At 64.1% G+C, this 13,803-nt stretch carries 15 protein-coding genes; 7 read left to right on the top strand and 8 right to left on the bottom strand.

The window, feature by feature from the left end:
• Nucleotides 1-3: 3 nt before the first annotated feature.
• From QCE58_RS25725 to QCE58_RS25700, 6 genes are all read left to right on the top strand, one after another.
• Complete coding sequence (locus QCE58_RS25725; protein ID WP_250440553.1) at nucleotides 4-816, top strand: phosphate/phosphite/phosphonate ABC transporter substrate-binding protein; 813 nt, start codon at nucleotides 4-6, stop codon at nucleotides 814-816.
• 123 nt (nucleotides 817-939) lie between these two features.
• On the top strand, nucleotides 940-1,935 hold the full coding sequence (locus QCE58_RS25720; RefSeq protein WP_008353522.1) for an LLM class flavin-dependent oxidoreductase: 996 nt from the start codon (nucleotides 940-942) through the stop codon (nucleotides 1,933-1,935).
• Between the two features lie 241 nt (nucleotides 1,936-2,176).
• Complete coding sequence (locus tag QCE58_RS25715) at nucleotides 2,177-2,422, top strand: hypothetical protein (RefSeq protein ID WP_008353523.1); 246 nt, start codon at nucleotides 2,177-2,179, stop codon at nucleotides 2,420-2,422.
• 364 nt (nucleotides 2,423-2,786) lie between these two features.
• Nucleotides 2,787-3,119 carry an H-NS family nucleoid-associated regulatory protein gene (locus tag QCE58_RS25710; RefSeq protein WP_008353524.1) on the top strand — a complete coding sequence of 111 codons (333 nt, stop codon included), beginning with the start codon at nucleotides 2,787-2,789 and terminating at the stop codon, nucleotides 3,117-3,119.
• Between the two features lie 463 nt (nucleotides 3,120-3,582).
• Complete coding sequence (locus QCE58_RS25705) at nucleotides 3,583-3,987, top strand: helix-turn-helix domain-containing protein (RefSeq protein ID WP_008353526.1); 405 nt, start codon at nucleotides 3,583-3,585, stop codon at nucleotides 3,985-3,987.
• Nucleotides 3,988-4,036: 49 nt separating this feature from the next.
• Complete coding sequence (locus QCE58_RS25700) at nucleotides 4,037-4,642, top strand: copper-binding protein (RefSeq protein ID WP_250521631.1); 606 nt, start codon at nucleotides 4,037-4,039, stop codon at nucleotides 4,640-4,642.
• A 180-nt stretch (nucleotides 4,643-4,822) separates the two neighbouring features.
• Here QCE58_RS25700 and rhaS read toward each other — a convergent pair whose 3' ends face one another.
• The 6 genes from rhaS to rhaM are packed head-to-tail and all read right to left on the bottom strand — an operon-like array spanning nucleotide 4,823 to nucleotide 10,681.
• Nucleotides 4,823-5,836, bottom strand: coding sequence for a rhamnose ABC transporter substrate-binding protein (gene rhaS / locus QCE58_RS25695; protein ID WP_008353534.1), 1,014 nt, complete (start codon nucleotides 5,834-5,836; stop codon nucleotides 4,823-4,825).
• Nucleotides 5,837-5,888: 52 nt separating this feature from the next.
• Nucleotides 5,889-6,893 carry an ABC transporter permease gene (locus QCE58_RS25690; RefSeq protein WP_175979240.1) on the bottom strand — a complete coding sequence of 335 codons (1,005 nt, stop codon included), beginning with the start codon at nucleotides 6,891-6,893 and terminating at the stop codon, nucleotides 5,889-5,891.
• Complete coding sequence (locus QCE58_RS25685; RefSeq protein ID WP_409014180.1) at nucleotides 6,886-7,926, bottom strand: ABC transporter permease; 1,041 nt, start codon at nucleotides 7,924-7,926, stop codon at nucleotides 6,886-6,888. Before QCE58_RS25685 ends, QCE58_RS25690 begins: the two co-directional genes overlap by 8 nt.
• Nucleotides 7,926-9,440, bottom strand: coding sequence for a sugar ABC transporter ATP-binding protein (locus tag QCE58_RS25680; protein ID WP_250440551.1), 1,515 nt, complete (start codon nucleotides 9,438-9,440; stop codon nucleotides 7,926-7,928). Before QCE58_RS25680 ends, QCE58_RS25685 begins: the two co-directional genes overlap by 1 nt.
• A gap of 10 nt (nucleotides 9,441-9,450) precedes the next feature.
• Nucleotides 9,451-10,335 (bottom strand): amidohydrolase, encoded by an 885-nt coding sequence (locus QCE58_RS25675; protein WP_250521629.1) that lies wholly within the window; start codon nucleotides 10,333-10,335, stop codon nucleotides 9,451-9,453.
• Between the two features lie 31 nt (nucleotides 10,336-10,366).
• A complete protein-coding gene (gene rhaM / locus QCE58_RS25670) occupies nucleotides 10,367-10,681 on the bottom strand; it encodes an L-rhamnose mutarotase (protein ID WP_175979237.1) in 315 nt (104 codons plus the stop codon).
• Between the two features lie 163 nt (nucleotides 10,682-10,844).
• Here rhaM and QCE58_RS25665 point away from each other — a divergent pair, with 163 nt between their 5' ends.
• Nucleotides 10,845-11,813, top strand: a complete 969-nt coding sequence (locus tag QCE58_RS25665; protein WP_008353543.1) for a LysR family transcriptional regulator — start codon at nucleotides 10,845-10,847, stop codon at nucleotides 11,811-11,813.
• Here the strand turns inward: QCE58_RS25665 and QCE58_RS25660 are convergent.
• Both QCE58_RS25660 and rhmD read right to left on the bottom strand, forming a co-directional pair.
• The gene (locus QCE58_RS25660) at nucleotides 11,807-12,589 is read right to left on the bottom strand and encodes an SDR family NAD(P)-dependent oxidoreductase (protein ID WP_008353544.1); all 783 of its coding nucleotides are present in this window, start codon (nucleotides 12,587-12,589) and stop codon (nucleotides 11,807-11,809) included. The genes QCE58_RS25665 and QCE58_RS25660 overlap by 7 nt on opposite strands.
• A 10-nt stretch (nucleotides 12,590-12,599) precedes the next feature.
• A complete protein-coding gene (rhmD, locus tag QCE58_RS25655; protein WP_008353545.1) occupies nucleotides 12,600-13,778 on the bottom strand; it encodes an L-rhamnonate dehydratase in 1,179 nt (392 codons plus the stop codon).
• Between the last annotated feature and the right edge of the window lie 25 nt (nucleotides 13,779-13,803).

Genomic DNA, 13,803 nt, shown 5'->3' with positions numbered 1-13,803 from the left:
GTCATGCACTGGATCGCCGCCCTGCCGATGTACAACGTCGCGCCCGCGCTCGCCGCGGATTGGCGCACGCTGCTCGAACGTGTCCGCGAGCAGCTCGCGGACTGGCTACGCGCACGCGGCGATACGCTCGAGATCGTCGATCCCGGTGCGGATCTCACCGCGTTCTGGCTGCGCGACGACGTGTTGTTGTCGCAAACCTGCGGCTATCCGCTCGTGCATGCGCTCGCGAATCGCGTGCAAGTCGTAGGCGCGCCCGATTTCAACGCGCCCGGCTGCGAAACCGGCGCTTATCGCAGCGTGATCGTCGTCGGGGCGCGTGTCGGCGCGCAATCGGTCGAAGACTGCCGGAACCTGCGCGCAGCCTACAACGACGACGATTCCAACAGCGGCATGAACCTTTTCCGACACGCCGTCGCTCCTTACGCGCACGACGGGCGCTTTTTCGCGTCGGTGACGAAAACCGGCGCGCATCTCGCGTCGCTCGCCGCAATCGCCGAAGCGCGCGCTGACATCGCCGCGATCGACTGCGTCACGTTCGCGTTCGCGCAGGCGCATCTGCCCGAATTGACGGCGGGCGTGCGCGTGCTCGACGTGACCGCCGGCGCGAGCGCGCTGCCGTTCATCGCGTCGCTGCGCGTGCCGCCGGATTCCATCGACGCAATCCTCGACGCCCTCGCCGATGCACTCGCGGACGACCCCGCGCTCGCCGCACGGCTGAGGCTCAAAGGCATCGTCAGACGCACACAGACGGACTACGCGGCCATTCTCGACTACGAGCGCGAGGCCATCGAGCGCGGCTATCCTCGCCTCGCCTGACACTTCGCCCCACGGTGCATTCCGGCAGATTCCGCGGACTTTCGGCACAATCGGTCTTTTCAGCGCGTGAAACCAGCGCGATGCCGGATGCATCGCGATCCGTCACGCTTTCGGAAAGCCGCAATGATCCCCTTCTCCCTACTCGACCTTTCCCCGGTTCCGCTCGGCTCGACGCCGGCCGACGCCTTCGCCCATTCGCTCGATCTCGCCCAGCACGCCGAGCGCTGGGGTTATCTGCGCTACTGGCTCGCCGAGCACCACAACATGACGGGCATCGCCAGCGCGGCGACCGCCGTCGTGATCGGCCATATCGCGGCGGGCACGAAGACGATTCGCGTCGGCTCGGGCGGCATCATGCTGCCGAATCACGCGCCGCTCGTGATCGCCGAGCAGTTCGGCACGCTGGCTTCGCTGTTTCCGGGACGCATCGATCTCGGACTCGGACGCGCACCCGGCACCGACCAGACCACGGCGCGAGCGCTGCGCCGCGACCTGCACGGCAGCGCCGAATCGTTTCCCGATGACGTCGTCGAATTGCAGCGCTACTTCGCCGATCCGGTCGAAGGCCAGCGCGTGCGCGCGGTGCCCGGCGCCGGCCTGAACGTGCCGATCTGGCTGCTCGGCTCGTCGCTGTTCTCGGCGCAACTCGCGGCCGCGCTCGGGCTGCCGTTCGCGTTCGCGTCGCATTTCGCGCCGGATTATCTGCTGACCGCGCTCGAGGTCTATCGCAAGCAATTCCGCCCTTCCGCGACGCTGCAAAAGCCCTACGCGATGGTCGGCGTGAACGTGTTCGCCGCCGATACCGCCGATGAAGCACGCTTTCACTTCACGTCGCTGCAGCAGCAGTTCATCAATCTGCGGCGCGGCACGCCCGGACAATTGCCGCCGCCGGTCGAGTCGATCGCGTGGAGCGACGCCGAGCGCGCGGGCGTCGAGCATTCGCTCGCGTGTTCGGTCGTCGGCGCGCCCGCCGATGTCGAAGCCGGGCTGCGCTCGGTCATCGATCAGACGCAGGCCGACGAGCTGATCGTCACGGCGCAGATCTTCGATCACAAGGCGCGTCTGCGGTCGTTCGAGCTCACGAGCCAGGCGCGCGACGCGATCGGCGCGAGCGCCTGAAACATCGGCCTGAGCAGAGAAAATTAGGGGTCGCAAGGCTTCGACGGGTCTCCCGCTTTACGCGCGCGCTTTTGACAGGCAATAATGAGATACCGGAGGACGGCGCGGGCCGCGCCATCCTTCGCGTCCGCTTCACTTGCCAAGTTGAAACTCCGCATGGCGCGCCCGATATTCGTGCATGCCGGTGTTCGGCGCGGCGACACAACAACAACGACGTCGCAAGACGGGAGGAAGAATGTCGATGCCGAGAAGCGCCGCCACTGGCGCCATGACGCTCCTGACGGAATACGACGATGCCAGCGGACAGGAAGTGCGTTCGCTGCGCCTCGAACCGGCAGCGGACGGCAAAGCCGTACTGCTGATTGAGATCGATGAGCGCAAACCCGGCATTCACCGCGAAGTGCGTTATGAAATTACGCCCGCGGAGCTGATTGCCGCCATTCGCGCGCACGGTGCCGAATTACCTGGGGAACAACACAGTCGTTAAATCGTTTTAATAGTTGCCATCGGCAGCATACAATAGAGTTAGCGAGGTTTCGGCCGCCATGCGGAATTGGCGGAGCGGCTTCGCCATCGGTTCGTGGCTCCCCACGTGACGTTCCGCGCGCTTCCCGTTCGCGCGTCCGTCACGGCGATGCTCGGGCGGGCGAACGTTCGCATTGGTGGCAATGCACACATTAAAGGCAAAGTCATCGCGCGAATTAATAGGCGTGCGGTAATACACTAATTGACGCGTGCCATGCACTGCGTCACGCTTCATAAAACACATATATTCAAGTCATCGAACCGCCCCGGTCCGCGCGGGGTTTCGGTTCGTCCTCTGAAAATCAAAAAGCTGAATCAGGAAAGCCGTGGACGAAAGAAAGCGAGACAGCATCATTGCGTATTTGCGCAGCCGAATGGCTGAGTTCGGCATTTCGGAAAGAGCGTTGGCCGAAGCATTGGCCGAAGCGCCGGCGGAGAATCCGCCGCCGCCCTCCTTCACCAAGACCAACGGGACTCATGGCGCACCCAAGGCAAAGCGGCCGATGCCGCAATTGCCCCTGATACCGCATTCGTCGGATGCCGGGGCGCCGATATTCCGAAACGCGAGCGGCGATACGTGGGACGGCATCGGCGATATGCCCGAGTGGCTCAAGCGTGCGGTGCACGCCGGGCAGGACATCGAGTTTTATCGCGTTTGAGCGTCGTCGGCACATTGCCGAGGCAGGCCGCGCCTCGCTCGCGGCGGTTCGCGCGCGTCCTTTGAAACGCAGACCCGGTACATTGCGCCCAGCGCGCTCGCCGGTCGCGTTTTCGCTGCTCATAGGCAGCGTTCATAGGCAATTCACAGGGATTTATCAAGCCCAAAAAATTTTCGCCGATGGTTGCCCATCGAGCCTGAAAACGTTTATTGATACTTCTCTGTAAGTCGGCTCCTATTCGAGCCACGCATCGGCCTGACGTCAAGCACGCCCGATCAAGTCCCGCCGTCTCCATTCGACCAGGGGGCACGCATGAACGCATACGGACGCCGCAACGTTGCACCCGCCGCTCGCCGGCATCGACCGGCACAGGAACGCGCGCGAGGCACCGGCTCGGGTTCGCACAGTGGCGCCTGACGTCCCGGTCAACCGAAGTAATCCTAACGATCGAGCGGCGCGCGCCATGCTCTCCCGTCCCGACACACTGCCGAGCGTCGTGCGGCGCATGACGGCCGGACGCATGCTGCTCGGTGGCGCGTCGGTCGAGGCGGTGGCCGAGGCGCTGCATCTTTCCTTGCAAACGGTGCGGCGTTACAAGGCGATCGTCGACGAAGGCGGCCTCGACGCGCTCGGCAAGATGGGCGTCGGCGGGCGCGCGTCGGTGCTGGATCGCGAGGCGCTCGACTGGATCGCCGCCGCGCTGCGTGGGCCCGCGCGCGCACACGGTTTCGAGAGCGATACGTGGACCAATGCGCGTCTGCGCGAACTGATCGAGCGGCGCTACGGCGTGCGTTACTCGCGCGTCTATATCTGGCAGATCGCGACGAACCTCGGGCTCGGACATTTGCTGTCGAAGTCGCGCCGCTGAGCGCGTTCCGCAAGTTGACTGAAGCAACACGAACATAAGGAGGCACGGCATGGTCCGCTCGTCATCTCAAGCTTCGCATCGTTCGGTCAGGATTCTCGCCGCCTGCGTGGCGCTCGCTCTCGGCGCGATCGGAAGCGCATCCGCCGACGATGCCGCGTCCGCCCCGACGACGCGCGGCGCGGCGGCCATCGCGCAGGTGCAGGCGCGCGTGGTCGGCATCGATCCGACGACGAACAGCGTGTCGCTGCAGGGTCCGGGCGGGCGCGTCGTCGAAGTGGCGGTGAATCCCGAAGTCGGCGATGTGAAGAAACTTCAGCTCGGCGATATCGTGAACATCGAATATCGCAGCGCGGTGCTCGTGAGCGCGACGAAGTTGAAGTCGAACGGCATCCGCGAGCGCATCGACACGGACGCGTTGATTCCCGCGTCCGGGGGCGTGGCGGCGGAGGCGCGCGTCGTCGAGGTGATCGGGACGATCGAGCGCGTCGATGCGAAGAACCGGCGCATCACGCTGCGCGGCCCGAACAAGACGGTGACGCTGCAAGCCGCGCCGGATGTGCCGCTCGCCGGGTTGAAATCCGGGGATATGGTGCACGCGCGGTTCGAATCGGCGACCGCCGTGCAGGTGATGCGCGGCGGCCAGGGAATCAAATGAATGTGTGCGGTTGTCCACAGTTTTTGTGGAGAGCCTTGTGGATAGCCGTGGGAGCATCGCCTCAACGCTTTGATCGCAAAGGCTTTTCCTTCGTGCATCGACAACGCGGCAGCCGCTGAAAAACGAAACGCCCCGCAGGGCGTTTCGTCATCCTCTCAGGCTCGAAGCGCGCCCTTCTCGTCAGAAATTGAAGTTGTCGATATTCGCGGCATCGAAGGTCGTCGGCGGGCCGAGAATCACTTCCCCGCTCTTGCCCACCGTGCGCTTGCCCAGCTTGCCCGCCTCGAACGAATCGCCTTCCTTGCCGGTGATCGTCCCCGATGCGAGATTGGCCGCCGCGAACGCCGCGAGATAACCCAGTTGACCCGGATCCCACAACTGGAACGCCTTGACCGTGCCGTTCTTCACGAACGCGCGCATCTGATTCGGCGTGCCGAGGCCCGTCACGACGACCTTGCCCTTCGCCGGCGAACTGGAGATATAACGCGCCGCCGCCGCGATCCCGACCGATGTCGGCGCGACGATACCCTTCAGGTTCGGATAAGCCTGCAACAAGCCCTGCGTCTCGACGAAGGACTTCTGATCGTCGTCGTTGCCGTACGCGATCTTCACGAGCTTCATCTTCGAATATTCGGGCTTCTTCAGTTCCTCCTGCATCCACTTGATCCAGGTGTTCTGATTCGTCGCATTGGGCGTCGCCGAGAGAATCGCGAATTCGCCCTCGCCGCCGATCAGCTTCGACAGCAACTGGATCTGTCCGCGTCCGATCGCTTCCGAATCGGCCTGATTGACGAAGATCTGCCGGCCATCGGGCGCCGTGTCCGAGTCGAAGGTCACGACCTTGATCCCTTGCGACATCGCCTTCTTGAGATACGGCACGACCGCGTTGGCATCGTTCGCCGCGATCACGATCGCGTTCTGCCGCTGCGTGATGAGCGTGTTGATGTAGCTCACCTGCGACGACGCGCCCGCATCCGACGGACCCACGACCTTGCCATCGCCCTTGAGCTCCTTGATCGCGGCCATGCCGCCGTCGTCGGCGATCACTTCGTACGGGTTGTTGATCTGCTTCGGCAGGAAAGCGATCTTCAGGCCGCTCTTGATATCGGCGGCGCTTGCCGAAAGCGCCACGGTCGCCGCGAGAAAGGCCGCCGCCAGCGCCGGCCCGCGCAGGAATCGATGAGGTTTATTCATGTTGGCATGTCTCCTGTCATTGCGCATTGGCTGCGCTGGTTGATTACGACGTTCAAAGCGCCTGCGCCATCAGACGCTTCTCGCGCGCGGCCCGCCAGCGCGCGACGAGATTCGGGATCAGCACCGACGAAAGCAGCAGCGCGCCCGTCACGATGGTGAGCGTTTCGCTCGATACGTCCGCGAGTGTCAGCGCATTGCGCAGCACGCCGATGATGACGAGCGACAGCAGCACGCCGATCATCGAGCCGCGTCCGCCGAAGATGCTCACGCCGCCGAACAGCACCGCCGCGATCACCGAGAGCTCGAAGCCTTCGCCGTTGTCGCCGCGCGCGCTCGTGAAGCGCAGCGTGTAGACGATGCCCGCGAGCGCCGCCATCGCGCCCGACATCATGAAGAGCTTCAGCTTCGTCTTCGCCACATCGATGCCGGAAAATTGCGCGGCCGTCGGATTCGCGCCGATCGCGAAGAGGCTGCGGCCGAAAGGCGTCGCTTGCAGCAAGACCGTGAAGATGATCGCGCCTGCAATGACGAGGACGAACGGCATCGGCAGGAAGGTGTCGCCGACCGTATCGATGCCGAACGCCGTGTACGACGCGGGAAAATCCGCGATCGCCTGATCGCCGAGCAGCACGTACGCAAGGCCGCGAAAAAGCGCGAGCGTGCCGATCGTCACCGCGAGCGATGGCAGACTGAAGCGCACGATCACGAGGCCGTTGAGCAGGCCAGCAAGCGTGCCGAACGCGAGCACGAGGACGATCACGAGCGGCATCGGCAAGCCCATGTGCCACAGCACGCCCATCAGCGCGCTCGACGCGCCGAGCACCGACGCCACCGACAAATCGATCTCCGCCGCGACGATGATGAGCGTCATCGGCAGCGCGATCAATGCGATCTCGGTGAAGTCGGCGAGCATGTTCGAGATGTTCGCCGTCGACAGGAACAACGGCGACAGCACGCGCCCGGCGACGAGCGATACGACGAGCACGATCGCGAGCATCGCTTCCCATTGCAGAGGGCGGCGTTTCGTCGTGGACAGAGCGGAATCCGGTTTAGCCATGATCGCGTTTCCTCATCATGCGGCGCGCGACGGAACGCGCGAGCAAGGTATCGAGCGCGATCGCCGCGACGATCAGCGCGCCTTGAATCGCCTGCTGCCAGAACGGCGACACGCGCAGCACCACCAGTGCGATGTTGATGACACCGAGCACGAGCGCACCGAGCGTCGCGCCGGCGATGGTCCCGACGCCACCCGTGATCGCGACGCTGCCCACGACCGCCGCGGCGACGACTTGCAGTTCGATGCCCTTCGCCGTGCTGGCATCGACGGTGCCGAAACGCGCGAGCCACAGCACGCCCGCGAGCCCCGCGATCGCGCCGGAAAGCAGGAAGCCGATCATCACGCGGCGATCCACGCGTATGCCCGCAAGACGCGCGGCCTCGGGATTCGAGCCGATCGCATAATGCTCGCGCCCGCCGCGATACTGCTTCAGATACACCGACAGCGCGATCAGCACGACGAGCGCGATCAGCACGAGATTCGGCACGCCGATAAGCGAGCCCGTCGCGATGGACGCGAATGCGTCCGGCAGGCTCGTCGCGTTGATCTGGCCGCCGTGGACCCACGCGTAATCCGCGCCGCGCACGATATAGAGCGTCGAGAGCGTCGCGACGAGCGACGGCACGCGCCCGAACGTGACGAGCGCGCCGTTCACCGCGCCGATCACGAAGCCGATGCCGATGCCCGCGAACATCGCCACGATCACCGGCATGTGCGGGAACATGACGAAGAGGCTGCCGACGCCATACGCGCTCACGCCGACGACCGACGCCACCGACAGATCGATATGCCGCATCAGCATCACGATCGTCATGCCCGCCGTCAGCAGGCCGATGATCGACACGTTGAGCAGCACGTCGCGCAGGTTCTGCAGGTTCAGGAAATCGGGCTTCACCGCGGCGGTCGCGCCGATCAGCACGAGCAGCACGATGAAGAGCGTCAGCTCGCGGCTCTTCGCGATCGTGACCGCGAGGCTTTCGCGCTTCGTATCGGGGGCGTGCATCGCGGGGAGTGAAGATGTATGTCGAGTCATCATGCTGCGTGCCCCAAAACGGCAGGCGATGCGCCCAGCGCAGCGCTCATTACGCGTTCTTCGTTCGCCTCGGCGCGCGCAATATCGGCGCTGATGCGGCCTTCGTGCATCACGAGCACGCGATCGGCCATGCCGAGCACTTCGGGCAGCTCGCTGGAAATCATCAGCACGGCCATGCCTTCTCTGACGAGTTCGGCGAGCGTGCGATACACCTCCGCTTTCGCGCCCACGTCGATGCCACGCGTCGGTTCGTCGATGACGAGCACCTTCGGATTCGTCGCGAGCCATTTGCCGAGCACGACCTTCTGCTGATTGCCGCCCGACAGCGTGCCGACGGGCGCATCGAGATCGCTGGCCTTCAGACGCAGGCGCTTGCCCCAGTCGGCGGCGAGCGTCGATTCGCTTCTCGCCGTGATGAGCCCGTGGCGCATCAATCGGCCGAGCACCGTCAGCGATGCGTTGCGCGCGATGCTCAACTCCAGCGCGAGCCCTTGCGCGCGACGATCTTCCGGCACCAGCGCGAGCCCGGCGCGCACCGCCGCCGCCGGATGCCCAAGCGCGAGCTTCTTGCCGGCGATCTTCACCTCGCCGCCATCGACCGGATCGATGCCGAAGATCGCGCGCGCCACTTCGCTTCGTCCCGCGCCGACGAGTCCCGCGAGCGCGACGATCTCGCCCGCGCGCACATCGAAGGACACGTTCTTGAACACGCCTTCGCGCGTGAGATTGCGCACCGAAAGACGCACGTCGCCGGGCGCGACATCGGCTTTCGGATAGAACGTGTCGAGATCGCGGCCGACCATTTTGCTCACGATCGCATCGATGTTCATGTTCTCGGTGAGCGCGTCGTGGACCTTCATGCCGTCGCGCATGATCGTCATGCGCTGCGTCAGCGCGAACACTTCATCGAGACGATGCGTGATGAAGAGAATCGCGGCATCGCGCTCGCGCAACGCACGCACGATCGCGAAGAGCCGCTCGACTTCGGGCAGCGAAAGCGCGGCCGTCGGCTCGTCCATGATGAGCACGTTCGCGTCGAGCGACAGCGCCTTCGCGATTTCCACGACTTGCTGATCCGCGATCGACAATCCGCGCACGAGCCGTTGCGCGCGCAGATTCACGCCGAGCGACGCGAGCAACGCATCGACTTCGCGATGCATCTCGTCGTAGCGAATGCGCCCGAAGCGATCGCGCGGCTGGCGGCCCATGTAAATGTTCTCGGCGATGGAAAGATCGGCGAAAAGCGTCGGCTCCTGATAGATCACGGCGATGCCCGCATCGCGCGCTTGCGCCGGATTCGCGAAGCGGCGCGCCTCGCCTTCGACGAGCAACTCACCCGCATCCGGCTGATAGACGCCCGCGAGCAACTTCACGAGCGTCGATTTGCCCGCGCCGTTTTCGCCGAGCAGCGCGTGCACTTCGCCGGGAAAGAGTTGCAGGCTGCCGTCGCCGAGCGCGCGCACGCGGCCGAACGATTTGCTGGCGTGTCTCAGTTCAAGACGTGGCGTCGTCATGTCGTTTTCCTCAGATGCGGTAGATGCGTTCCGCGTTGCGCACGAAGAGCGCTGCTTTCTCGCTGTCGCTCGCGTCGGCGACGATGCGCGCATACGCGTTCCACAACGCCGTGTACGTGCCGAAAAGCCGATCCACCGGAAAGTTCGATGCGAACATCGCGCGCTCGACGCCGAACGTATCGATCGTCTCGTGCACGTAAGGACGCAGGCTTTCGATAGTCCAGCCGTGATCGAACATCGCAAAGCCGCTCAGCTTCACCGCGACGTTCGGGCAAGCGGCCAGCAAGCGCATGCCGTCGCGCCACGCGCGATAACCTTGCGTCGATGCGCGATCCACGAACATGCCCGCATGATTGACAATGAATTGCGTATCCGCATGCTCGCGCGCGAGTTGCGCCGCCTCTTCCATCTGCGATGGATAAAGTTGCAGATCGAACGACATGCCGAAGCGCTTGAGCGAGCCGAAGTGCCTGCGCCATTGCGGCTCGCGCATGTAATGACGCCCGACGTAGTCGTAGAGCTTGCTGTCATGTATGTTGAGAATCTGGCGGATGCCGCGCGTATTGGCGAACGCCGCATGCGCTTCGAGCACTTGCTGCGCGTTATCCGCCGACAGATCCGCGCCCGCGACGATGCCGTTCGGCATGCCTTCGATATCCGCGATCGATTGAAGCCAGCGCGTTTCCTCGACGGGATCGGCGGGATCGTGATTTGCATCGACGTGCACGAGCTTCAGCACTTCGATGTCTTCGGCATCGCGCAGCAGATCGGTGAGCAGATAGTCGTGCTGCAAGTCGCGCGCATCGCCGACGAACGACGTCTGCGGATTCGCAAGCCACGGGTAATGATGCGTCTTCAAGTCCCACAAATGAATGTGCGGATCGACGACCTGCATGATGGCGTTCCTCGCGAAAGAGGCGAACGTTTCAGGGAAGATGAAAGACCGGCACGAGCGGCGTCGTCACGGGCGAATTGTCCGCGTGCGTGTCCATCAACTCGGCCATGAGGTTCCACCACTTGCGCATGATGGGCAGCGTCGGCAACGCATCGGTCGTGTGCGTGTCGGTGCGCTGATAAATGGCGAAGAGATGCCCGTTCGAGTCGTCCAGAAAGATCCGGTAATCGCGGATTCCGGCGGCGCGCAACGCATCGGCCAGTTCCGGCCATATCTCGCGATGACGCTTCTCGTATTCCTCGCGCATGCCCGGCTTGAGGGTCATGCGAAATGCCACTGTCTCCATGGCGGACCGCCTTTTTATGTTTGGTGAATCCCTGTGTTCGGGACTCGTTGTGCTGCGACTATAATTCGCCGACCGATAACACGACAATCCGATTGCAGGATCGGCCGATCGCAAAAACGTATCGCTGCGCCGTATCATCGCGCGGTTCCGAGCGGACTGTCGAATGAACCAGAACGTGTCCCAAAGTGTGTCGTCCAGCCTTTCACCGATCGCGCTCGTCAATCGGCTGAAGTTCAAGCATCTCGCCCTTCTCGTCGCGCTCGACGACGCGCGCAATCTGCATCAGGCCGCCGACGCGATCAACGTCGCGCAGCCGAGCGCGAGCCGTATGCTCGCCGACATCGAGGAAGCATTCGGCTTTCTGCTCTTCGAGCGCAATGCACGCGGCATGCAGCCGACGCCGCTCGGCACCGCCGCGCTCGCTTACGCGCGCCGCTCGCTCGCGGACCTGACGCGCTTCGCCGACGATCTCGACGCCAAGCGCCGCGGCGGTCACGGTCAACTGACGGTCGGCGCGATCATGGGCGCAGCGCCCGACGTGCTCGCGATGGCCGTCACCGAATTGAAATCCGAACGTCCGCTACTGAACGTGCGCATTCTCGGCGAGACGAGCGATCAGGTCGTGCAATTGCTGCATCGCCGCGAAGTCGACCTCGCGCTCGGACGCCTCACCACGCCGTTGCAGCACAACGATTTCGACTTCGAGCCGCTCGCGCGCGAAGCGATGCGGCTTGTCGTGCGCGCGGGGCATCCGTTGGCGGACAAGGCTTCGCTCGAGCTGCAAACGCTCGTCGGCTGGCCTTGGATTCTGCAACCGATCACGAGTCCCGCGCGCGGCCTCTTCGAAGACGAACTCGCGCGCGCCGGGCTGACGACGCCCGCCGATATCGTCGAATGCGCGTCGATCTTCGCGACGCTGCAACTGCTGCAAAACAGCGAAGCCGTCGCGATGCTGCCGGAATCAGTCGTGCGCGACTATCTGCGCGCGCAATTGCTGATCGAACTGCCGATCGAAATCGGCAAGAGCCTGTCCGGATTCGGCTTGTTGCGGCGCAAGTTCGAAACCTTGAGCGAACCGGCCGAGTACTTCATCGCGTTGTTGCGCAAGTACTCGGCGTCGTCGCGTCACTGAAGGTTCACGAACAGCCCGCCATCGACGAGCAAGGACGCGCCCGTCACATAGCGCGCCCGATCCGAAGCCAGAAACACGACGCACTGCGCGACATCGTCCGGTGCGCCGAGACGTCCGAGCGGGATGCGTTTTTCCATGTAGGCGCGCTTGTCCTCGTTCGAGAGATCGTCGGCGTTGAGGTCCGTCGCGATCGTGCCGGGCATCACCGAATTGCAGCGGATGCCGTACGGTCCCAACGCGATCGCGCAGGATTGCATCAGCGAATGCACGCCCGCCTTGGTCGGCGTGTAATGCGTCTGCATGCCGCCGCCGACGAGCGCGCTGATCGAACTCGTCGCGACGATCGCACCGCCCGTGCCCTGCGCTTTCATCTGGTTCGCGGCGGCCTGCGTGACGTAGAACGCGCCGTTCAGATTCACGGCGACCGTGGTTTCATAGACAGAAGCCGGCATGTCGAGGAACGCGTGAAACGGACAGATGCCCGCGTTGCTCGACAGCACATCGACGCGCCCGAACGCTTCCACCGTGCGCCGGATCAGTTCGATGCCGGTTTCGCGCTCGGCGACGTTGCCTTCGACCGCGATCGCGCGCCGCCCGAGCGCCTCGATCTCGCCGACGATCGATTCCACCGCCGACGCCTTCCCGTAAGACGTGTCGTTGTCGCGCCAGTAGTTGATCGCGACGTCCGCGCCTTCGCGCGCGCTCGCGAGCGCGATCGCACGGCCGATGCCGCGCGAGCCGCCCGTCACTACGACGACCTTGTTCTCCAGCAACATGCGATGCCCCTCAGTGTGTGTAAGGCCGCGTCAACGCGCATTCCGGATTCAGCCGCACGCCGAAGCCCGGCGTCTCCGGCACCTTCATGCGGCCGTTGACCGGCACGGGTTCGTCGAGCAGCAAGGGCGTGAACATCGGCACGACCTGATCGGCCTTGGGCGCCATCATCAGAAACTCGGCGAACGGCGAGTTATGACGCGTCACGACGAAGTGATAGCTGTACACCGACGAACCGTGCGGCACGACGAGCACGTTGTGCGCGTCCGCGAGCGCCGAAATCTTGATGAGCTCCGTGATGCCGCCGCACCAGCCGACATCCGGCTGCACGAGATCCGCGCAACCCATTTCGAACAGCATGCGAAAGCCCCAGCGCGTCGCTTCGTGCTCGCCGGTCGTCACCATCATGCCGCCCGGCACGGAACGGCGCAGTTCGGCATAGCCCCAGTAGTCGTCGGGCGGCAGCGCTTCTTCGATCCACTTCAGGCCGTGCTCGCGCGCCGCGTTCGCGAGGCGCTTCGCGTAGTTGAGATCGAGGCTCATCCAGCAATCGAACATCAGCCAGAAATCGTCGCCGACTTTCGCGCGCATGTCCGCGAGCTTCGCGATGTTCTTGTGCAGCCCTTCCTCGCCTTCCGCCGGGCCGTGCTGCAAGGGCATCTTGCCGCCGATGAAACCCATCTCCTTCGCGAGATCCGGACGCGCGCCGGTCGCATAGAACTGCAGCTCGTCGCGCACCGGTCCGCCGAGCAGATGGAACACCGGCTCACGGCGCACCTTCGCGAGCAAATCCCACAGCGCAAGATCGACGCCCGAAATCGCGTTGAGCACGATGCCCTTGCGCCCGTAATAAAGCGTCGCGTTGTACATCTGATCCCACATCTTTTCGATGTCGGTCACGCGCTGGCCTTCGAGAAAGCGCGCCAGATGCTTCTCGACGATGAACGCGCCGATCTCGCCGCCCGTCGTCACCGCGAAGCCGACGGTGCCGTCACTCGCTTCGATCTCGACGACGAGCGAGCCGAGCACGTTCAGCCCGAACGACTGGCGGCTCGCGCGATATTCGGGATAGCGGGCCATCGGCGTGGCGATGTGATCGTCGATCCAGTGATCGGCGCCCTGATCGTGGTAATCGGCGCCGCCGCCGCGAACGGTGAAAGCGCGTACTTGCTTGATCGTCGGCATGGACATGTGTTCGTCTCCTTCTCTGTTCTTT

Origin of the sequence: Caballeronia sp. LZ028 (assembly GCF_031451415.1) — a bacterium.
GTDB lineage: Bacteria > Pseudomonadota > Gammaproteobacteria > Burkholderiales > Burkholderiaceae > Caballeronia > Caballeronia zhejiangensis.
The sequence above is the reverse complement of the archived record's forward strand: the minus strand, read 5'-3'. Positions and strand labels throughout refer to the sequence as shown.